The sequence below is a fragment of the Pseudomonas sp. SDO5591_S426 genome (assembly GCF_054070755.1).
This window is the reverse complement of the sequence record NZ_JBSVXD010000062.1, coordinates 1-21,162: the sequence shown is the minus strand read 5'-3', so window position 1 is coordinate 21,162 and position 21,162 is coordinate 1. Positions and strand designations below refer to the sequence as shown.

General features: G+C 60.1%; 20 protein-coding genes. 9 read left to right on the top strand and 11 right to left on the bottom strand.

Annotated features, from left to right (window positions below; all coding sequences use genetic code 11):
* The first annotated feature begins 33 nt into the window (after positions 1-33).
* Positions 34-1,011, top strand: a complete 978-nt coding sequence (locus tag ACW9JC_RS14590; RefSeq protein ID WP_448109731.1) for an NADPH:quinone oxidoreductase family protein — start codon at positions 34-36, stop codon at positions 1,009-1,011.
* A 51-nt stretch (positions 1,012-1,062) separates the two neighbouring features.
* Here ACW9JC_RS14590 and ACW9JC_RS14585 read toward each other — a convergent pair whose 3' ends face one another.
* Complete coding sequence (locus tag ACW9JC_RS14585) at positions 1,063-1,674, bottom strand: energy transducer TonB (protein WP_457455596.1); 612 nt, start codon at positions 1,672-1,674, stop codon at positions 1,063-1,065.
* A gap of 329 nt (positions 1,675-2,003) precedes the next feature.
* Between ACW9JC_RS14585 and glpT the strand changes: the two genes are divergently transcribed.
* The gene (gene glpT / locus ACW9JC_RS14580; RefSeq protein WP_448109733.1) at positions 2,004-3,353 is read left to right on the top strand and encodes a glycerol-3-phosphate transporter; all 1,350 of its coding nucleotides are present in this window, start codon (positions 2,004-2,006) and stop codon (positions 3,351-3,353) included.
* On the opposite strand, the gene ACW9JC_RS14575 is transcribed toward glpT, so the two are convergent.
* The 6 genes from ACW9JC_RS14575 to ACW9JC_RS14550 form a co-directional block, all read right to left on the bottom strand.
* On the bottom strand, positions 3,329-3,997 hold the full coding sequence (locus ACW9JC_RS14575) for a gamma-glutamylcyclotransferase (protein WP_338583785.1): 669 nt from the start codon (positions 3,995-3,997) through the stop codon (positions 3,329-3,331). The genes glpT and ACW9JC_RS14575 overlap by 25 nt on opposite strands.
* 263 nt (positions 3,998-4,260) lie before the next feature.
* Positions 4,261-5,229 carry a CDP-6-deoxy-delta-3,4-glucoseen reductase gene (locus ACW9JC_RS14570; RefSeq protein WP_338583786.1) on the bottom strand — a complete coding sequence of 323 codons (969 nt, stop codon included), beginning with the start codon at positions 5,227-5,229 and terminating at the stop codon, positions 4,261-4,263.
* On the bottom strand, positions 5,229-6,695 hold the full coding sequence (ubiD, locus tag ACW9JC_RS14565; RefSeq protein ID WP_338583787.1) for a 4-hydroxy-3-polyprenylbenzoate decarboxylase: 1,467 nt from the start codon (positions 6,693-6,695) through the stop codon (positions 5,229-5,231). The genes ACW9JC_RS14570 and ubiD overlap by 1 nt, the downstream gene beginning before the upstream one ends.
* 141 nt (positions 6,696-6,836) lie before the next feature.
* Positions 6,837-8,096: a transcription termination factor Rho gene (rho, locus tag ACW9JC_RS14560; protein WP_046039047.1), complete on the bottom strand. Its 1,260-nt coding sequence runs from the start codon at positions 8,094-8,096 to the stop codon at positions 6,837-6,839.
* A 248-nt stretch (positions 8,097-8,344) separates the two neighbouring features.
* Entirely contained in the window at positions 8,345-8,674 is a 330-nt protein-coding gene (gene trxA / locus ACW9JC_RS14555; RefSeq protein ID WP_003206727.1) for a thioredoxin TrxA, read from the bottom strand.
* 121 nt (positions 8,675-8,795) lie between these two features.
* The gene (locus ACW9JC_RS14550; RefSeq protein ID WP_457455592.1) at positions 8,796-9,503 is read right to left on the bottom strand and encodes a FadR/GntR family transcriptional regulator; all 708 of its coding nucleotides are present in this window, start codon (positions 9,501-9,503) and stop codon (positions 8,796-8,798) included.
* Positions 9,504-9,759: 256 nt separating this feature from the next.
* Between ACW9JC_RS14550 and ACW9JC_RS14545 the strand changes: the two genes are divergently transcribed.
* From ACW9JC_RS14545 to ppx, 5 genes are all read left to right on the top strand, one after another.
* Positions 9,760-10,545 carry a transporter substrate-binding domain-containing protein gene (locus ACW9JC_RS14545; RefSeq protein ID WP_338583789.1) on the top strand — a complete coding sequence of 262 codons (786 nt, stop codon included), beginning with the start codon at positions 9,760-9,762 and terminating at the stop codon, positions 10,543-10,545.
* A 22-nt stretch (positions 10,546-10,567) separates the two neighbouring features.
* A complete protein-coding gene (locus tag ACW9JC_RS14540) occupies positions 10,568-11,236 on the top strand; it encodes an amino acid ABC transporter permease (RefSeq protein WP_338583790.1) in 669 nt (222 codons plus the stop codon).
* On the top strand, positions 11,233-11,883 hold the full coding sequence (locus ACW9JC_RS14535; protein WP_457455589.1) for an amino acid ABC transporter permease: 651 nt from the start codon (positions 11,233-11,235) through the stop codon (positions 11,881-11,883). Before ACW9JC_RS14540 ends, ACW9JC_RS14535 begins: the two co-directional genes overlap by 4 nt.
* On the top strand, positions 11,870-12,607 hold the full coding sequence (locus tag ACW9JC_RS14530; protein ID WP_416129549.1) for an amino acid ABC transporter ATP-binding protein: 738 nt from the start codon (positions 11,870-11,872) through the stop codon (positions 12,605-12,607). The genes ACW9JC_RS14535 and ACW9JC_RS14530 overlap by 14 nt, the downstream gene beginning before the upstream one ends.
* Before the next feature lie 207 nt (positions 12,608-12,814).
* A complete protein-coding gene (gene ppx / locus ACW9JC_RS14525) occupies positions 12,815-14,317 on the top strand; it encodes an exopolyphosphatase (RefSeq protein ID WP_457455587.1) in 1,503 nt (500 codons plus the stop codon).
* 140 nt (positions 14,318-14,457) lie between these two features.
* On the opposite strand, the gene ppk1 is transcribed toward ppx, so the two are convergent.
* On the bottom strand, positions 14,458-16,680 hold the full coding sequence (gene ppk1, locus ACW9JC_RS14520) for a polyphosphate kinase 1 (RefSeq protein WP_457455585.1): 2,223 nt from the start codon (positions 16,678-16,680) through the stop codon (positions 14,458-14,460).
* An 18-nt stretch (positions 16,681-16,698) separates the two neighbouring features.
* Positions 16,699-17,712: a porphobilinogen synthase gene (gene hemB / locus ACW9JC_RS14515; RefSeq protein ID WP_457455583.1), complete on the bottom strand. Its 1,014-nt coding sequence runs from the start codon at positions 17,710-17,712 to the stop codon at positions 16,699-16,701.
* Between the two features lie 207 nt (positions 17,713-17,919).
* On the opposite strand from hemB, the gene ACW9JC_RS14510 reads away from it, so the two are divergent.
* On the top strand, positions 17,920-18,549 hold the full coding sequence (locus ACW9JC_RS14510; protein WP_448109740.1) for a DedA family protein: 630 nt from the start codon (positions 17,920-17,922) through the stop codon (positions 18,547-18,549).
* On the opposite strand, the gene ACW9JC_RS14505 is transcribed toward ACW9JC_RS14510, so the two are convergent.
* The gene (locus ACW9JC_RS14505; protein ID WP_457455581.1) at positions 18,533-19,765 is read right to left on the bottom strand and encodes a sterol desaturase family protein; all 1,233 of its coding nucleotides are present in this window, start codon (positions 19,763-19,765) and stop codon (positions 18,533-18,535) included. The genes ACW9JC_RS14510 and ACW9JC_RS14505 overlap by 17 nt on opposite strands.
* Before the next feature lie 115 nt (positions 19,766-19,880).
* Between ACW9JC_RS14505 and elbB the strand changes: the two genes are divergently transcribed.
* A complete protein-coding gene (gene elbB, locus ACW9JC_RS14500; protein ID WP_448109742.1) occupies positions 19,881-20,549 on the top strand; it encodes an isoprenoid biosynthesis glyoxalase ElbB in 669 nt (222 codons plus the stop codon).
* 101 nt (positions 20,550-20,650) lie between these two features.
* On the opposite strand, the gene ACW9JC_RS14495 is transcribed toward elbB, so the two are convergent.
* Complete coding sequence (locus ACW9JC_RS14495) at positions 20,651-21,106, bottom strand: YaiI/YqxD family protein (RefSeq protein ID WP_448109743.1); 456 nt, start codon at positions 21,104-21,106, stop codon at positions 20,651-20,653.
* Positions 21,107-21,162: the final 56 nt, after the last annotated feature.

Sequence of the window (21,162 nt, the reverse complement as noted above, 5' to 3'; positions counted from 1 at the left end):
TTATCGGCCATCACTCCCAAAGGAATAGCCCTGATGAAAGCCGTGCTGTGCAAAGCCTTCGGCCCTGCCGAATCGCTGGTGCTGGAAGACGTCGCCAGTCCTGTCGCGAAGAAGAACGAAATCCTGCTGGACGTGCATGCCGCCGGGGTCAACTTCCCCGACACGCTGATCATCGAGGGCAAGTACCAGTTCAAGCCGCCCTTCCCGTTTTCCCCGGGCGGCGAAGCGGCCGGTGTGGTCCGCGAAGTGGGTGAAAAGGTCAGCCACCTGAAAGTCGGCGACCGGGTCATGGCCCTCACAGGCTGGGGCAGCTTCGCCGAACAGGTCGCCGTGCCGGGTTACAACGTGCTGCCAATCCCGCCGTCCATGGACTTCAACACCGCGGCCGCATTCAGCATGACCTACGGCACCTCGATGCACGCCCTCAAGCAGCGCGGCAACCTGCAACCGGGCGAAACCCTGCTGGTGCTCGGTGCTTCCGGTGGCGTCGGTCTCGCCGCCGTGGAAATCGGCAAAGCCATGGGCGCCCGCGTAATCGCCGCCGCCAGCAGTGCTGAAAAACTCGCCGTGGCCAAGGCTGCGGGTGCCGATGAACTGATCAACTACAGCGAAACCAGCCTCAAGGACGAAATCAAACGCCTGACCGACGGCCAGGGCGCCGACGTGATCTACGACCCGGTAGGCGGCGATCTGTTCGACCAGGCCATCCGCGCCATCGCCTGGAACGGCCGCTTGCTGGTGGTCGGCTTCGCCAGCGGGCGCATCCCCGAACTGCCGGTGAACCTGGCACTGCTCAAAGGCGCAGCGGTACTCGGCGTGTTCTGGGGCTCCTTCGCCCAGCGCCAACCGCAGGACAACGCCGCAAACTTCCAGCAACTGTTTGGCTGGTTTGCCGAAGGCAAGTTGAAGCCGCTGGTGTCTCAGGTTTATCCACTGAGCAATGCTGCGCAGGCGATCAATGATCTGGGCCAGCGCAAGGCGGTCGGGAAGGTGGTGGTTCAGGTTCGCTGAGCACTCCAAGAGGTCTGGACTTCAACCAACGTTGTCCAGACCCACCCACAACTAAAGCAGCTTGCGAATATCCTCGGGCAAATACCTCACATACCGGGAAACCGGGTTGTTCAGGCATTGCCTGACAATAAACGGCACTTTCCTGTTCATCTTGGCTATCAGTTCAAGACGTCGCTCATTCGACAATGCTGTCGTAGAGATCGAGTTCGACAGATAGGCACGGGTGTAGTGGAACACAGCAGAATCAACCCACGATTGCTCGGCGGTGTGAATAAAGACTTCGTTGAGATCGCGACATCTCAATTCTTTGAGCCATTGATTGGTGTGGATCGGCAAGGTCGAGTCAAACCGAAACTGCATCGGGGCGATCACTTCCTGCTCGGCGGGCTTGTCGCCTTCAACCGCCCACGACTTGAACCGCCACTGAGATATCGCATCCCTCGTCGCTTCAGCCAGGTCGGGGTGATCGCTTTGCAGGATGCTCACCTTGCTGACCGAACCATCGGCACTGACCGAAAACCTGACCCGTACATCCCCGATGACCCCAGCCCTTTGCAACGCCAATGGATAAATGGGCCGGGGATTGTGTTCCGGGATCAGCAAGAACTCCTCAGCCCGAACGCCAGCAACCACCAACATGAACATCAACGCGAACCACCGCATAACCCCTCCCTTTCGTAACTAAATGCCAGACCTTGGCAGCAACGCAAAGGCTACAGATTGACGCCCTTGAGCTGTAGATCACGACTTCCGGTAAACGCGCAGGACATTTCCCAAAGACCTGCCCTACTTCGGACGGATCAGCGGCATAAAAACGGAAACGGTTAACGTTTCCTACAACGCCCTTCATTTACATCTGAGCGACATGTTCATAAAGGAACGCTCGCTTTCCAACATTTCCGCTGTTTTGCTGATGAGAAGCGATGCTATTTTCGGTAATGAAACTGTAACATTCGCATCCGCAGTCAAAACAAGAAATCTGGAGCTCTTGAATGTTTGCTTTCTTTCGTCCTGCCGCACATCAGGCTCCACTGCCTGAAGAGAAAATAGACAGCACCTACCGCCGCCTGCGCTGGCAAATCTTCGCCGGTATCTTTATCGGCTACGCGGGTTACTACCTGCTGCGCAAAAACTTCTCCCTGGCCATGCCTTACCTGATCGAAGAGGGCTACACCCGCGGTGAACTGGGCGTGGCGCTGTCGGCGATTGCCATTGCCTATGGCCTGTCCAAATTCCTGATGGGGATCGTTTCCGACCGTTCCAACCCACGCTTCTTCCTGCCGTTCGGCCTGATGGTTTCGGCTGCCGTGATGTTCGTTTTCGGTTTCGCGCATTGGGCAACGTCCAGCGTGACCATCATGTTCATCCTGCTGTTCATCAATGGCTGGGCACAGGGCATGGGATGGCCGCCAAGTGGACGGACCATGGTTCACTGGTGGTCGCAGAAGGAACGCGGTGGCGTGGTGTCGCTATGGAACGTGGCGCATAACGTCGGCGGTGGCCTGATCGGCCCGCTGTTCCTGATCGGCATGGGCCTGTTCAACGACTGGCACGCCGCGTTTTACGTGCCGGCGGCGGTGGCCATGGCGGTCGCGGTGTTTGCCTTCATCACCATGCGCGATACCCCGCAATCGGTTGGCCTGCCGCCGATCGAGAAGTACAAGAACGACTATCCGGAAGGCTACGACGCCAGCCACGAAGAAGAATTCAGCGCCAAGGAAATCTTCGTCAAATACGTGCTGCGCAACAAAATGCTCTGGTACATCGCCCTCGCCAACGTCTTTGTCTACCTACTGCGCTATGGCGTTCTGGACTGGGCACCTACCTACCTGAAAGAAGCCAAGGGCTTCACTGTGGACAAGACGTCCTGGGCGTATTTCTTCTACGAGTGGGCGGGTATTCCGGGCACGCTGCTGTGCGGCTGGATGTCGGACAAGATCTTCCGTGGCAACCGTGGCCTGACCGGCATGGTGTTCATGGCGCTGGTGACTGTGGCGACGCTGGTGTACTGGCTCAACCCGGCCGGTAACCCGACCGTCGACATGATCGCGCTGGTGTCCATCGGCTTCCTCATCTACGGCCCGGTAATGCTGATCGGTTTGCAGGCGCTGGAGCTGGCACCGAAGAAAGCCGCCGGTACGGCTGCGGGCTTCACCGGTCTGTTCGGTTATCTGGGTGGTTCGGTCGCGGCCAGTGCAGCGATGGGCTACACCGTGGACCATTTCGGCTGGGACGGCGGTTTCGTCTTGCTGATCGGTGCGTGCCTGCTGGCGATGGCCTTCCTTGCGCCAACGCTGTGGCACAAGCAAGTCGCCAGTCAGAGCCGCGAAGCTATCGCCTGATCAGCCTTTGATTTGCAGCGCTTGAGCCGCGCCTCCAGATTTCGATCTGGCATGGCGTGGCTACGCAGGGCGTGTGCGGTCTGCTCGACATAATCGCGAGTGGTGCCGTAACGCCCGCAAGCGTTTTCGAACACGTGGCTCAGCACGTGATCCGGCAAGTTGCCGGCATAGCTGGGCAAGTGCCGCTCCAGAACAAATCCCAATGCCTGAACCTGGGTGCCGTCTTCGAGCCGGCAATTGAGCCAGTGTGGGCGATAGGATGGAAATGGCATTTCCCGCTTCCAGAGCGCATACAACGAAGCGTCCAGTTGCTCTTCCGGCAAGCGGTAGGCAAAACCACTGCATGAACCGCCGCGATCCAGACCGAACACCAGCCCCGGCATTTCCGGGGTGCCGCGATGTTCGTGGGACCACAAATACAATCCGCGATGATAGCCGTGCACCCGTCCGCGAACGCGCTCGACCGCGGTGCACTCGGGGCGCCAGATCAGCGAACCGTACGCAAAGAGCCACACCGGCCCACCCTTGTGGCGAGCCATGGTCGATTGCATCGAGCCGAGTAATTGTTCGTGAGTGAGCTGCGGCCCCAGATCGAGCTGCGGCGGGTAAGCCAGGTTCAAAAACGAAGATTCAATGGCGCTCATGGCGAATAGCGTTCAGCTCCCCGCGATCAAAGTATTACTTAATAGAACGCACCGTTGTAACAATAAGGCACATAAGTTTTAAGGCAATTTAAGTGCCATGGCACAGTTATTAATTAATTGCCTGAGTGACATATAACCTACCGACATTTATACGATTGTATAAATACCGATAGGCTATATAGAGAGGTATAAGGGTGCAAATCGTAGGAGCTGCCGCAGGCTGCGATCTTTTGATTTTCAAGACAAAGTCAAAAGATCGCGGATCAAGATCGTGGCGCGTACGCAAACACGTCGGCGCGCATCTGATGGGCGTCCATCCCCGCCTCGACCAACGCATCGAGCGTGCCATAGACCATCGCCGGCGACCCACTGGCATAGACGTGCAAGGTCTTCAGATCGGGAAAGTCTTCGCACACCGCTTCATGCAACATGCCGCAGCGCCCCTGCCACCCGCATTGATCGCTGACGACTTTATGCAGGAACAGATTGGGCAACTTCAGCCACTCGTCCCAATGTTCGACTTCATAAAAGTCTTCAGGTCTACGCACGCCCCAGTACAGGTGCACAGGATGCTTGAAGCCTTCGGCGCGGCAATGTTCGATCAGGCCATGGACCTGCCCCATGCCGGTACCTGCCGCGATCAGCACCAACGGACCGTCGGGCAACTCGGCCAGATGCGCATCACCGAACGGCATGTCGATCCGCACCATCGTGTTGCCTTGCAGCTGCTTGATCAGGTTTATCGCACTGGCTTCGCGCGCCAGCACGTGAATTTCCAGATCACGCCCGCCCGAAGGCGCCGACGCCAGGGAGAAGGACGACTTCTCGCCGTTGTCCCGATGGATCATCAGGTACTGGCCTGCGTGGTAACGCGGCGGCTTGCCGGCCGGCGCCCGCAGCCGCACTCGCCAGGTATCACCGCCGACATCGGTGCAACTGGTGACCTGACACGACAGACTGCGCACCGGCAATTCTCCCAGCGCGAGCACGCCATCCCACAGCACGATGCAGTCTTCCAGCGGCTCTGCTATGCAAGTGTAGAACTCGCCATGGTCACGCACATGGCCGGCCTGCTCGACTCGCCCTTCCACCAGCAACGCGGCACAGACATGGCAGTTGCCGTTGCGACAGCTTTGCGGGCATTCATAGCCCAGTCGGCGTGCGCCATCGAGAATCCGCTCGCCGGGCAGAATCTCAAGCACTGCTCCGGAGGGCTGCAAGGTTACACGCATCAATCTATTCCTAACTGATTCCAGATGGCATCGATCCGCTGGGTCACGGCGTCGTCCTTGACGATCACCCGGCCCCACTCGCGCGTGGTTTCGCCAGGCCATTTATGCGTGGCATCGAGCCCCATCTTCGAACCCAGGCCGGACACCGGCGAGGCGAAGTCGAGGTAGTCGATCGGCGTGTTCTCGATCATCACCGTGTCGCGCTTGGGGTCCATGCGCGTGGTGATGGCCCAGATCACGTCGTTCCAGTCCCGGGCGTTGATATCGTCGTCAGTGACGATAACGAACTTGGTGTACATGAACTGTCGCAAAAACGACCAGACACCGAGCATTACCCGCTTGGCATGCCCCGGATACGACTTCTTCATGGTCACGATAGCCATGCGATACGAGCAGCCTTCGGGCGGCAAGTAGAAGTCAGTGATCTCCGGGAACTGCTTCTGCAGGATCGGCACGAACACTTCGTTCAGCGCCACACCGAGAATCGCCGGTTCATCCGGTGGACGGCCGGTGTAGGTGCTGTGGTAGATCGGTTTGATCCGGTGAGTGATGCGCTCGACGGTGAACACCGGGAAGCTGTCGACTTCGTTGTAGTAGCCGGTGTGGTCGCCGTACGGACCTTCATCGGCCATCTCGCCCGGATGGATCACGCCTTCAAGGATGATCTCGGCGGTGGCCGGCACTTGCAGGTCATTGCCGCGGCACTTCACCAGTTCGGTACGGTTGCCGCGCAGCAAGCCGGCGAAGGCGTACTCGGAGAGGCTGTCGGGCACCGGCGTCACGGCACCGAGAATGGTCGCAGGGTCGGCGCCCAGCGCCACGGCTACCGGGAACGGCTGGCCGGGATGCTTCTCGCACCATTCGCGGTAGTCCAGCGCGCCACCACGGTGACTGAGCCAGCGCATGATGACCTTGTTGCGGCCGATCACTTGCTGACGGTAGATACCGAGGTTCTGCCGGTCCTTGTTCGGACCTTTAGTGACGGTCAGGCCCCAGGTGATCAGTGGCGCAACGTCGCCCGGCCAGCAGGTCTGCACCGGCAGCGTCGAGAGGTCGACGTCGTCGCCCTCGATGACCACTTCCTGGCAGATCGCATCTTTGACGACCTTGGGCGCCATCGAGATGATCTTGCGGAAGATCGGCAGCTTGGACCAGGCGTCTTTCAGCCCCTTCGGCGGCTCGGGCTCCTTGAGGAACGCCAGCAGCTTGCCGATTTCGCGCAGTTCGCTGACCGCTTCGGCGCCCATGCCCAGGGCTACACGCTCGGGGGTGCCGAACAGGTTGCCGAGCACGGGAATGTCGTAACCCGTTGGCTTTTCGAATAGCAGGGCCGGGCCTTTGGCGCGCAAGGTGCGGTCGCAGACCTCGGTCATTTCGAGCACTGGGGACACGGGAACCTGGATGCGCTTGAGTTCGCCGCGCTGTTCCAGCCCGCTGATAAAGTCGCGCAAGTCGCGATACTGCATGCGTGAGCCTCGTGTTGGCCGTGGCGTTCGGGGCAGGCAGTTTAGCGCCGAACCCTGCGGTTCAGAACCACGAACTGCCGCTTTGATCAAAAATCGGATAGCAAAAAGCCGGGTTTCCCCGGCTTTTTGTGCCTGCTCGACTTACTTGCGCTTCATCGACAGGAAGAACTCATCGTTGGTCTTGGTCGTTTTCAGCTTGTCGACCAGGAACTCGATGGCAGCGACTTCGTCCATCGGGTGCAGCAACTTGCGCAGGATCCACATGCGCTGCAACTCGTCGTCGGCCGTCAGCAACTCTTCGCGGCGAGTGCCGGAACGGTTGATGTTGATGGCCGGGAACACGCGTTTTTCCGCGATACGGCGATCCAGAGGCAGTTCCATGTTGCCAGTGCCTTTGAATTCTTCGTAGATCACTTCGTCCATCTTCGAGCCGGTTTCAACCAGCGCGGTAGCGATGATGGTCAGCGAGCCGCCTTCTTCGATGTTCCGCGCGGCGCCGAAGAAACGCTTCGGTTTCTCCAGGGCGTGGGCGTCGACACCACCGGTCAATACCTTGCCGGAGCTCGGGATCACGGTGTTGTAGGCACGGGCCAGACGGGTGATGGAGTCGAGCAGGATCACCACGTCCTTCTTGTGTTCGACCAGGCGCTTGGCCTTCTCGATCACCATTTCGGCAACCTGCACGTGGCGGGTTGGCGGCTCGTCGAACGTCGAGGCAACCACTTCGCCGCGCACAGTGCGCTGCATTTCGGTTACTTCTTCCGGACGTTCGTCGATCAGCAGCACGATCAGGTGAACTTCAGGATTGTTACGCGCGATGTTCGCGGCGATGTTCTGCAGCATGATCGTCTTACCGGCTTTCGGCGGTGCAACGATCAGACCGCGCTGGCCTTTGCCGATCGGGGCGCACAGGTCGATCACACGACCGGTCAAGTCTTCGGTGGAACCGTTACCGGCTTCCATCTTCATGCGCACGGTCGGGAACAGCGGGGTCAGGTTCTCGAAGAGAATCTTGTTTTTCGCGTTTTCCGGACGGTCGTAGTTGATCGTGTCGACCTTGAGCAGCGCGAAATAACGCTCGCCTTCCTTTGGAGGGCGGATCTTGCCAACGATGGTGTCACCGGTGCGCAAGTTGAAGCGACGGATCTGGCTTGGCGAGACGTAGATATCGTCTGGGCCGGCGAGATAGGAGGCGTCTGCAGAGCGGAGGAAGCCGAAGCCGTCCTGGAGAATCTCCAGCACGCCATCACCGGAGATTTCCTCGCCGCTTTTCGCGTGCTTTTTCAGCAGGGAGAAAATCACGTCCTGCTTGCGCGAACGGGCCATATTTTCTATGCCCATCTGTTCGGCCAATTCGAGCAGTTCGGTAATCGGCTTTTGCTTGAGTTCAGTCAGATTCATATAGGAATGACGTAATCATTTATGGAGGGGGGAAATTAAGCTTTTGGCTTAATGAGGCCGCGCCGCGGAGAAGGCGACAGGATCGCGTACTTATTCGAAAAGGAGAGCGTCGGCGACGGCTAGCAGGGGGCAATGGAGAAACCAGTGCGGGGCCGAATGTATCACCTGAGTTTCGGAGCGTCTAGCCCTCAATAACGAAAAAGGCCCCGCTATTTGCGGGGCCTTTTTTTGACACGCTACAACGACGCTTAGATGTTGGCGTCGAGGAAAGCCGCCAGTTGCGACTTCGACAGTGCGCCGACCTTGGTCGCTTCAACGTTGCCGTTCTTGAACAACATCAGGGTCGGGATACCACGCACGCCATGCTTGGCCGGGGTTTCCTGGTTTTCGTCGATGTTCAGTTTGGCAACGGTCAGCTTGCCTTTGTAGGTCTCGGCAATTTCGTCCAGGACAGGAGCGATCATTTTGCAAGGGCCGCACCACTCAGCCCAGTAGTCGACCAGTACAGCGCCTTCAGCCTTGAGTACGTCGGCCTCGAAGCTAGCGTCGCTAACGTGTTTGATAAGATCGCTGCTCATGGAATTCTCCAGGGTTGTAAGCAAAAAAACGTGGCCCATCATAGCTGCCCTTCCCTCGTTCAGGAAGGTGCAGATGATTGAGTCTCGCTATGGTGTTCCATGAGTTTGGGTATAGCCCAGGTCACGCCGTGGCGGGAGCGACGAAGGCGATTCCAGTGCGCAACGCGGCATTGCGCACATGTTCATGCATGGCTTTCTGCGCGGCCCCGGATGCCCGGCGCGCCAGTGCGCGAAGGATTTTGCGGTGTTCCTGCCAGGTTTCCATGGCCCGTTCGGCCCGGATGAACGGTAGCTTCTGGCTCTCCAGGAAGATGTCGGCACTGGCGGTGAGGATGCTCAGCATCGCCTGATTACCGCTGGCCAGAAGAATGCGGCGGTGGAATTCGAAGTCCAGACGCGCCGCGGCTTCGAAGTCGCCGGCCTTCAGTTCGTTGCGCATGGCCGCGACATTGTCTTCCAGTGCATCGAGCTCATGGGTGCTCAACGTCACGGCCGCCAACCCCGCGGCGAACCCCTCCAGCGCATAGCGCAACTGGAAGATGTCCAGCGGCGAAGCCTGCGCCGCGAACGGCCAGCCCGGTGCGGCCTCGCCTCGCGGCAACTCCACCGGCGACTGCACGAACACGCCTTTGCCCGGCTGGATGCTGATCACGCCCAACGCACTCAGCGATGACAACGCCTCGCGCAACGATGCCCGACTCACGCCCAATTGCACCGCCAGGTCACGTTGCGAGGGCAAGGCGTCCCCCGCCCCGAAGCCTTGTTCGGTGATCAATTTGCGGATGGCTTGCAGCGCCACTTCGGGTACGGCGCGGGAGATCGAGTTCATGGTTTTCCAGACGAACCAGGCCAATGTGCGCTCAGTTGTAAAGCTATTCGCGACGCCCGGCAAGTCGTGCCCCATGGGGGTTCGAAGATTTTCATGGCTGCGCCATCGGGGTGCGAAACACAACTTGACTGTTCAGACCAGTAAGACCGTGCGACGCCAGCAAAACCGCGCTCTGGCGCCCCCAAAACCCTATGTTGGCATGGCCCATGCTCTGTCGATCGGCAGAAATTACTTCTCGCCGATCCGGAGATTTGCCATGACCCAGCGTTACAGCGCCCTCCTCGCCGCTCTGTTTGCCAGCCTGATGCTGAGCCAGGCACCCGCCCACGCCGACGGTCTGGAGGATGTGGTCAAGCGCGGCGTCCTCAAGGTCGCCGTGCCCCAGGACTTCCCGCCGTTCGGCTCGGTCGGCCCGGACATGAAGCCCCGTGGCCTGGACATCGACACCGCCAAACTGCTGGCCGACCAGCTCAAGGTCAAACTTGAACTGACCCCGGTCAACAGCACCAACCGCATCCCGTTCCTCACCACCGGCAAAGTCGACCTGGTGATTTCCAGCCTCGGCAAAAACCCGGAGCGTGAAAAAGTCATCGACTTCTCCCGCGCCTACGCACCGTTCTACCTCGCCGTGTTCGGTCCGCCCGACGCCGACATCAAGGGCCTGGACGACCTCAAGGGCAAGACCATCAGTGTCACCCGCGGCGCCATCGAAGACATCGAGCTGACCAAGGTCGCCCCCGAAGGCGTGACCATCAAGCGTTTCGAAGACAACAACTCGACCATCGCCGCGTACCTGGCCGGGCAAGTCGACCTGATCGCCAGCGGCAACGTGGTGATGGTGGCGATCAGCGAGAAGAACCCGAAACGCGTGCCGGCGCTGAAAGTGAAGCTCAAGGACTCGCCGGTCTACGTCGGCGTGAACAAGAACGAGCCGGCGCTGCTGGACAAGGTCAACCAGATCCTCGTCACCGCCAAGGGCGACGGCGCGCTGGAAAAGAACGCCCTGACCTGGCTGAAAGAACCGCTGCCGGCCGATCTCTGATTCGGCGCGCAGGAGACACGCTATGGCTTATCAGTTCGATTTCTTGCCGGTGGTACACAATACCGATCTGTTGCTGCGCGGTGCGTTGTTCACCCTTGAGCTGACGGCCATCGGCGCGGTGCTCGGCGTGGGGCTGGGCATTGTCGGGGCGTTGGTGCGGGCGTGGAATATCCGCCCGTTCGCCGGGGTTTTCGCGGTCTACGTCGAGTTGATCCGCAACACGCCGTTTCTGGTGCAGTTGTTTTTCATCTTCTTCGGCTTGCCGTCGCTCGGGGTGCAGATTTCCGAATGGCAGGCGGCGGTGCTGGCGATGGTGATCAACCTCGGCGCCTATTCCACCGAAATTATCCGCGCCGGTATCCAGGCGATCCCCCGGGGTCAGCTGGAAGCCGCGGCGGCACTGGCGATGACGCGCTTCGAAGCCTTCCGCCACGTAGTGCTGCTGCCAGCGCTGGGCAAGGTCTGGCCGGCCCTGAGCAGCCAGATCATCATCGTCATGCTCGGCTCGGCAGTCTGCTCGCAGATCGCCACCGAAGAGCTGAGCTTCGCCGCCAACTTCATTCAATCGCGCAACTTCCGCGCCTTTGAAACCTATGCGCTGACCACGCTGCTGTATTTGTGCATGGCCCTGTTGATCCGCCAGCTCTTGAACTGGATCGGAACGCGCTATATCTCCAGGAGCAGCCGATGAGCGATTTCACGTTCTGGGACATCGTGCGCAACCTGCTCATGGGCCTGCAATGGACGCTGGCGCTGTCGCTGGTGGCGTTCATCGGCGGTGGCGTGATCGGTTTGCTGATCATGGTCATGCGCATCTCGAAAAAATCCCTGCCGCGCAGTTTTGCCCGCACCTACATCGAACTGTTCCAGGGCACGCCGCTGTTGATGCAGCTGTTTCTGGTGTTCTTCGGTGTGGCGCTGGCCGGGATCGAGATTTCGCCGTGGATGGCGGCGGCGATCGCCCTGACGCTGTTCACCAGCGCTTACCTGGCGGAGATCTGGCGCGGTTGCGTCGACTCGATCCCCAACGGCCAGTGGGAAGCCTCGTCGAGCCTGGCACTCAACCCGCTGGAGCAACTGCGCTATGTGATCCTGCCGCAAGCCCTGCGCATCGCCGTGGCGCCGACCGTGGGCTTCTCGGTGCAAGTGGTCAAAGGCACCGCTGTCACCTCGATCATCGGCTTTACCGAACTGACCAAGACCGGCGGCATGCTCGCCAATGCCACCTTCGAACCGTTCATGGTCTACGGCCTCGTCGCCCTCGGCTATTTCCTGCTCTGTTATCCCTTGTCCCTCAGTGCGCGCTACCTGGAAAGGAGACTGCATGCCTCTGCTTAGAATTTCCGCCCTGCATAAATACTACGGCGATCACCACGTGCTCAAAGGCATCGACCTGAGCGTCGAGGAAGGCCAGGTGGTAGCGATCATCGGCCGCAGCGGCTCGGGCAAATCCACCTTGTTACGCACGCTCAACGGCCTGGAGTCGATCAACGACGGCGTCATCGAAGTCGACGGCGAATACCTCGACGCCGCCCGCGCCGATCTGCGCAGCCTGCGGCAGAAGGTCGGGATGGTGTTTCAGCAGTTCAATCTGTTCCCGCACCTGACCGTGGGCGAAAACGTGATGCTTGCGCCGCAAGTGGTGCAGAAAGTCCCGAAAGCCAAAGCCGCCGAGCTGGCGCGAGAGATGCTGGAACGAGTCGGGCTGGGGGAAAAATTCGACGCGTTCCCCGATCGGCTGTCCGGTGGCCAGCAACAGCGGGTAGCGATTGCCCGCGCTCTGGCGATGTCGCCGAAGGTATTGCTGTGCGACGAAATCACCTCGGCGCTGGACCCGGAGCTGGTCAACGAAGTGTTGAGCGTGGTCCGGCAACTGGCCAAGGAAGGCATGACGCTGATCATGGTGACCCACGAAATGCGCTTTGCCCGGGAGGTTGGGGATAAGTTGGTGTTCATGCACATGGGCAAGGTGCATGAAGTGGGCGATCCGAAGGTTTTGTTTGCCAATCCGCAGACGGCGGAGTTGGCGAACTTCATTGGGACCGTCGAAGCGGCGGGCTGAAAGTTTTGAGGGCCTGTGATGGCCTTATCGCGGGCAAGCCCGCTCCCACAGGGTTCTATGTTGGACAGGATTGAGTGTTCGACGCAAAAACCCGTGGGAGCGGGCTTGCCCGCGATGAGGCCATTTGCGTCACCGCCACTCCTACGCGTTGGCGGCAGCGTTTGATCGTGGCACGATGTCGAGGTTATCGACCGAGACCCCCTGACCATGCCGCAATCCCAAGCCAAGAATCTGTCCCTGATCGCCGCAATCGACCTGGGCTCCAACAGCTTTCACATGGTCGTGGCCAAGGCCCAGAACGGCGAAATCCGTATTCTCGAGCGTCTCGGGGAGAAGGTTCAGCTGGCCGCCGGCATCGACGAAGAGCGCCGTCTCAGCGAAGAATCGATGCAACGCGGGCTCGACTGCCTCAAGCGTTTCGCCCAACTGATCAACGGTATGCCGCTCGGCGCCGTACGGATCGTCGGCACCAACGCCCTGCGCGAAGCCCGTAACCGCGCTGAATTCATCCACCGCGCCGAAGAAATCCTCGGCCATCCGGTGGAAGTCATCTCCGGCCGTGAAGAGGCGCGCCTGATTTACCTCGGCGTGTCCCACACCCTCGCCGACACACCGGGCAAGCGCCTGGTGGCCGACATCGGCGGCGGCAGTACCGAATTCATCATCGGCCAGCGCTTCGAACCGTTGCTGCGCGAGAGCCTGCAAATGGGCTGCGTCAGCTACACCCAGCGTTATTTCAAGGACGGCAAGATCACTCCGGCCCGCTACGCCCAGGCGTACACCGCGGCGCGGCTGGAGATCATGAGCATCGAACACGCCCTGCACCGCCTGACCTGGGATGAAGCGATCGGCTCCTCGGGCACCATCCGCGCCATCGGTCTGGCGCTGAAGGCCGGCGGCCACGGCAGTGGCGAAGTCAACGCCGAAGGCCTGGCCTGGCTCAAGCGCAAGCTGATCAAACTCGGCGATGTCGACAAAATCGACTTCGAAGGCATCAAGCCTGATCGCCGGGCGATCTTCCCGGCGGGCCTGGCGATTCTCGAAGCGATCTTCGACTCCCTCGAACTGCAACGCATGGATCACTGCGAAGGTGCCCTGCGTGAAGGCGTGCTGTATGACCTGCTGGGCCGCCATCACCACGAAGACGTGCGCGAACGCACCCTGACCTCGCTGATGGAGCGTTATCACGTCGATCTGGAACAGGCCGTGCGCGTCGAGCGCAAAGCCCTGCATGCCTTCGATCAGGTGGCCAAGGATTGGGATCTGGAAGACGGCGTCTGGCGCGAACTGCTTGGCTGGGCAGCCAAGGTCCATGAAGTGGGCCTGGACATCGCTCACTATCAGTATCACAAGCACGGCGCTTACCTGATCGAGCACTCCGACCTGGCCGGCTTCTCCCGCGAAGACCAGTTGATGCTCGCACTGCTGGTGCGTGGCCACCGCCGCAACATCCCCAAGGACAAGTTCGCCGATTTCGACGATGACGGCATCAAGCTGATTCGCCTGTGCGTGCTGCTGCGCTTTGCGATCCTGTTCCACCACATCCGCGGCACCCAGCAAATGCCTCAGGTAGAACTCAACGCCAAGGGTAATCATCTGGAAGTGGTGTTCCCGAAAAACTGGCTGGATGAAAACCAGCTGACCCAGGCCGACTTCGCCATCGAGGCGGAATGGCTGACCCGGGTGGATATCGTCCTCAGCGTTCGCTGAACTCGGTCCTGCAGGAGCACGGCTTGCCGGCGATGGCGATCTCGAGGGCACCATCGCCAGCAAGCTGTGCTCCTACAGGGGATGGCACAAACAAAAATGGCGACCCTTTGGGATCGCCATTTTTTTACAACTAGCCGGCGTTAACGCACAGCCAGAATCGGGCTACCCAATCGCTCCAGCAACGTAGCCTGAGCACTACGCGGGTTCTGGTTGCCGGTCGGCGTGTTGCGGATGTAGCGGCCGTCCGACTGCAGGCTCCAGCTGTGGGTGTTATCCGTGAGATACAACTCCAGCTCCTTCTTGACCCGCATGATCAGCTTCTTGCCTTCAACCGGGAAGCAAGTCTCGACGCGCTTGTCGAGGTTGCGCTCCATCCAGTCGGCACTGGACAGGAACATCTGCTCGTCGCCGCCGTTGAGGAAGTAGAAAACCCGGGTGTGTTCGAGGAAACGCCCGATAATCGAACGCACGTGGATGTTGTGCGAGACCCCGGCGATGCCCGGTCGCAGGCAGCACATGCCACGCACGACGAGGTCGATGCGCACGCCCGACTGGCTGGCCTTGTACAGCGCGCGAATGATCTTCGGATCGGTCAGCGAGTTGAACTTGGCGATGATGTGCGCCGGTTTGCCGTCGAGGGCGAACTGGGTCTCGCGGGCAATCATGTCGAGCATGCCCTTTTTCAGGGTGAACGGCGCATGCAGCAGTTTCTTCATGCGCAGGGTTTTACCCATGCCAATCAACTGGCTGAACAGTTTGCCGACGTCTTCGCACAAAGCGTCGTCGGAGGTCAGCAGGCTGTAGTCGGTGTACAGGCGGGCGTTGCCGGCGTGGTAGTTACCCGTGCCCAAGTGCGCGTAACGCACGATTTCGCCGGCCTCGCGACGCAGGATCAGCATCATCTTGGCGTGGGTCTTGAAGCCGACCACGCCGTAGATCACCACCGCACCGGCCGCTTGCAGACGGCTGGCCAGTTGCAGGTTGGATTCTTCGTCGAACCGGGCACGCAATTCGATCACCGCGGTGACCTCCTTGCCGTTACGGGCCGCATCCACCAGCGCATCGACGATTTCCGAGTTGGCGCCGGAGCGGTAAAGCGTCTGGCGCACCGCCAACACATGCGGGTCCTTGGCGGCCTGGCGCAGCAGGTCGACCACCGGGGTGAACGACTCGAACGGGTGCAGCAACAGGATGTCCTGCTTGCTGATCACGCTGAAAATGTTCTCGCTGTTTTGCAGCAGTTTCGGGATCTGCGGGGTGAACGGCAGGTATTGCAGTTCACGCTGGCTATCCAGACCGGTGATGCTGAACAGCCGCGTCAGGTTCACCGGACCGTTGACCTGATACAGCTCGGTCTCGCTCAGGTTGAACTGCTTGAGCAAGTAATCGGACAGGTGTTTCGGGCAGGTGTCGGCCACTTCAAGCCGCACCGCATCACCGTAGCGACGCGAGAACAGCTCGCCGCGCAGGGCACGGGCCAAGTCTTCGACGTCTTCGGAGTCCAGCGCCAGGTCGGCGTTACGGGTCAGGCGGAACTGGTAGCAGCCCTTGACTTTCATCCCCTGGAACAGGTCATCGGCGTGGGCGTGGATCATCGACGACAGGAACACGTAGTTATCGCCCGCGCCGCCGACTTCTTCCGGCACCTTGATGATGCGCGGCAGCAAGCGCGGTGCCGGGATGATCGCCAGACCCGAATCGCGACCGAAGGCGTCGATGCCTTCGAGCTCGACGATGAAGTTCAGGCTCTTGTTCACCAGCAACGGGAACGGGTGCGTCGGGTCGAGACCGATCGGGGTGATGATCGGCGCGATCTCGTCGCGGAAATAGCGACGGACCCAGGTCTTGAGCTTGGTCGTCCAGTTACGGCGACGGATGAAGCGGACCTGATGTTTTTCCAGTTCCGGCAACAGAATGTCGTTGAGGATTGCGTACTGACGGTCAACGTGACCGTGCACCAGTTCGCTGATGCGCGCCAGCGCCTGATGCGGTTGCAGGCCATCGGCGCCCGCCTGTTCACGGGCGAAGGTGATCTGCTTCTTCAGGCCGGCGACGCGAATCTCGAAGAACTCGTCCAGGTTGCTGGAGAAGATCAGCAGAAACTTCAGCCGCTCCAGCAATGGATAGGACTCGTCCAGCGCCTGTTCCAGCACGCGGATGTTGAACTGCAGTTGCGACAGCTCGCGGTGGATGTACAGGCTGCTGTCATCCAGACCGGGAATGGCAATCGCCGGTGCCGCCACAGCGGCTTCGGCTACCACCGCGGGTGGAGCAGGCTCCAGCTCCGGCGGGGTTTCGGCGATTTGCTCGACCACGGGTTGAGCGTCTTGTACGGCAACTTCAGCGAGTCCTTCGGTATTCATCACATGTTCCTGGGAGGGCTATTTTTGCTCTCGTAACAATTGAGCGGCACGAACGGCAAAGTACGTCAGGATGCCATCAGCGCCTGCACGTTTAAAGGCGGTCAGGGATTCGAGGATAACCCCTTCGCTCAACCAGCCATTCTGGATCGCCGCCATGTGCATGGCGTATTCGCCGCTGACTTGATAAACAAAAGTCGGCACTTTGAATTCTTCTTTGACCCGGCAAAGGATGTCCAGATATGGCATGCCTGGCTTGACCATGACCATGTCTGCGCCTTCTGACAAGTCCGCCGCCACTTCGTGCAGGGCTTCGTTGCTGTTGGCCGGGTCCATCTGATAGGAGGCCTTGTTGGCCTTGCCCAGGTTCAGCGCCGAACCGACCGCATCGCGGAACGGCCCGTAATAGGCGCTGGCGTACTTCGCCGAATAAGCCATGATCCGCACATTGACGTGACCGGCCACTTCGAGGGCTTCGCGGATCGCCTGGATGCGGCCGTCCATCATGTCCGACGGGGCCACCACCTGAGCGCCGGCTTCGGCATGGGACAAGGCTTGCCTGACCAGTGCGTCGACGGTGATGTCGTTCTGCACATAGCCTTCTTCGTCGAGAATGCCGTCCTGACCGTGCGTGGTGAACGGGTCCAGCGCGACGTCGGTGATCACACCCAGCTCAGGGAACTGCGCGCGCAAGGCACGGGTGGCGCGTTGGGCGATGCCTTCCGGGTTCCAGGCTTCGGCGGCGTCCAGCGACTTCAGTTCCGACGGCGTCACCGGGAACAGTGCCAGCGCCGGAATCCCAAGCTCGACCCATTTGGCCGCTTCTTCAAGCAACAGGTCGATGGTCATCCGTTCGACGCCTGGCATCGAGGCCACCGCTTCACGACGGCTTTCACCGTCCAGCACAAACACCGGCAGGATCAGGTCATCGACGGTCAGCACGTTTTCACGGACCAGTCGACGCGAGAAATCGTCACGACGGTTACGGCGCAGGCGGGTTGCAGGGAACAAACGGTTGGCGGGGGTAAAGCTCACGGCAGACTCCTGAGCCCGCGCAGACGGGCGAGCGTGACAGTTATAAGCGGCCATTATGACGAACAGATGACAGTTGTGCGCACACTGCGACGTGTAGCCGCATTCCATTGTCGTTGTAGGAAATGTTCACGTCGAGACACATTTGGACACTTTCCTGAATGTGTCCGAAGGGTTAGGCTGCGCGTTCATTTCGCCAGCACCCAGACAATGCTCCAACAATTTCTGCATGACTTCGGCTACTTTGCCTTGTTCCTCGGCACATTCTTCGAAGGCGAAACCATTCTGGTGCTCGCGGGCTTCCTCGCGTTCCGTGGTTACATGGACATCAACCTGGTGGTGGTCGTGGCGTTCTGCGGCAGTTATGCCGGTGATCAGCTGTGGTACTTCCTGGGACGCAAGCACGGGCGCAAGTTGCTGGCACGCAAGCCGCGTTGGCAGTTGATGGGTGACCGGGCGCTGGAACATATCCGCAAGCACCCGGACATCTGGGTCCTGAGCTTCCGCTTCGTCTACGGCCTGCGCACGGTGATGCCGGTGGCGATCGGCCTGTCGGGCTATCCACCGGGACGCTACCTGTTGCTCAACGGGATTGGCGCGGCGATCTGGGCCACCGCGCTGGCGGCCGCCGCCTATCACTTTGGCGCGGTGCTGGAAGGCATGCTGGGCAGCATCAAGAAATACGAGCTATGGGTCCTCGGCGCCCTTCTGCTCCTCGGCCTGGGCCTGTGGCTGCGCCGGCGCTTCAAGAACGCCCGCCTGGCCAAACAAATCTACGCCGATGAGCAAGCCCTGAAGGCCGAACAGGCCAAGACCGGCGAAACTAAGCCAGTCGAGTGAATCGGTTTCTACAGCAATAGAGACCGATCCCGCTGAGCAGGCTGTAGCTGAGCAGGCCGATCCAGCCCACCGCGCTGACCGGCCACAGCCCAACCAGCGGCGCCAGCCACACCAGCGGCACATTCGACGCCAGCCGCAGCAGCTCCAGCTTCAACGCCCACGGGCGATTCTCCAGGGCCACGCCCAAGACAAACAATCCCAGCGCCACTGCACTCCAGCCCAACACCAGGGCGGCGGTCGGCAGGCTCGACTCCAGGTTCATCAGATAGCTGCCCAGCGCGATGTAGACGCAGAACTGCAACAGCACGTAGAGCTGCTGACGCCCGTCCAGCGGCACTTCGAATTTGCGGAACTGGCTCAAATCCGGCTTGTTCATCGGGTATTTCGCCGCCACGTCCGCCGGTCGCCAACCGGTACGCATGAACCAGATCCGCAGCTTGTCCCAGGTGCTTTCCGTCCGTCGCGCATCCGCCCACAACTGCGCGTAGAACTGCACGTTCGCCCATATCGGATTCCAGCTCGCCAGCGGCGTGGTCACGCCGAAAATCACCGGTTCGTTGTCGTCTTCTTCCTGGAACGAGCCGAACAGACGGTCCCAAATAATGAACACCCCGCCGTAGTTGCGATCCATGTAGAGAGCGTTCTGTGCATGGTGGGCCCGATGATTGGATGGCGTGACGAAGAACCACTCGAACCAGCCGAGCTTGGGAATGTGCCGCGTATGCACCCAGAACTGGTACAGCAGGTTCAACGCCGCAACACTGACGAACACCAGCAACGGCACGCCGACGACCGCCATGGGCAGGTAGAAAATCCAGCTCAACAGAAACCCGGTACTGGTCTGGCGCAACGCCGTGGAGAGGTTGTAGTCCTCGCTCTGGTGGTGCACAGAATGCGCCGCCCAGAGGATGTTGCGCTCGTGGCCCATGCGATGCAGCCAGTAGTAGCAGAAGTCATAAAAGACGAAGGCAAACACCCAGACCCACACGCTGTTGGCCGAAAGCTCGAACAGCGCCAGATGTTTGAGGGCAAACGCATAGGTCATCAGGCCCACGCCCTTGGTCAGCAGGCCCGTGGTGGTCGAGAGCACGCCAGTGCTGATGCTGTTGATCGCGTCCGCCACCCGATAGTTGCTGACCCCGCGCCAACGGTCGGCCAGCAATTCGACGGCAATCAGCACAAAGAAAAACGGCACCGCATACAGAATGAAGTCCATGACGCGCCCTGATCGGAATCTTGAGGACAGATGCTATGTGTAGCCGCGAATTAACCCTATGGCAACGAGTGACAAATTAGTGGACATTTAACGCCATGAATCTGGAGAAAAGCCCATGAGCAAAAAAGTTGCAGTGATCCTTTCCGGTTGTGGCGTGTACGACGGCGCCGAGATCTACGAGAGCGTCATTACCCTGCTGCGCCTGGACCAGCGTGGCGCGCAGGTGCAGTGTTTCGCACCGAATATCGCGCAGTTGCACGTGATCAACCACCTGACCGGCGAAGAAATGCCCGAGTCGCGCAATGTGCTGGTGGAGTCGGCGCGCATCGCCCGTGGCGAGATCAAGGACATCCGCGAAGCAGACGCCGAAGACTTCGATGCGCTGATCATTCCCGGCGGTTTCGGCTCGGCCAAGAACCTCTCCAACTTCGCCATCGAAGGCACCGGTTGCACCGTACAACCGGATGTCCTGGCCCTGACCGAAGCGTTCGCCGAGGCCGGCAAACCGGTCGGCCTGATCTGCATCTCGCCGGCACTGGCGGCGAAAATCTACGGCCCCGGCGTTACCTGCACCATCGGCAACGATACCGACACGGCGGCAGCGCTGAACAAGATGGGCGCTACTCATAAAGAGTGCGCCGTCAGCGACATCGTCGAAGACAAGGCACGCAAACTGGTAAGCACCCCGGCGTACATGCTGGCGCAAACGATCAGTGAAGCAGCGGGCGGGATCAACAAACTGGTAGATCGCGTGCTCGAACTGACCCACGAAAACGACGAGTAAAAAACAAGATCAAAAGATCGTCCGATCGCGGCCCGAGCCTTCGGCAGCTCCTACAAGGGATTGCCGTACACCTGTAGGAGCTGCCGAAGGCTGCGATCTTTTCAGGCTTTGCGCGACAAGCGGGTCAGGATCCGATCCAGCGCATTGGCAAACGCCTGCTTCTCGCGCTCGCCAAACGGCGCCGGGCCGCCGCTCATCTGCCCTTGCTCGCGCAAATCGGTGAACAGGTTGCGCACCGCCAACCGGTCGCCCATGTTCTGCGCATCGAATTCCTTGCCCCGTGGGTCCAGCGCCGCAACGCCCTTTTTCACCAGACGGTCGGCCAGCGGCACATCACTGCAAATGACCAATTCACCAGGGACCGCGTGCTCCACCAGATAGTCATCGGCGGCATCCGGGCCACTGGGCACCACGATCAGCTTAACCAGCGCCAACCCCGGCTTGATCTGCGGCTGTCCGGCCACCAGCACCACTTCAAAGCGGCGCTTGAGGGCGAACTTCACCACCAGATCCTTGGCCGCCCGGGGGCAGGCGTCGGCATCGATCCAGACACGCATGTTTTTCCTCCTAAAATCAAAAGATCGCAGCCTTCGGCAGCTCCTAAAGGGGTTAA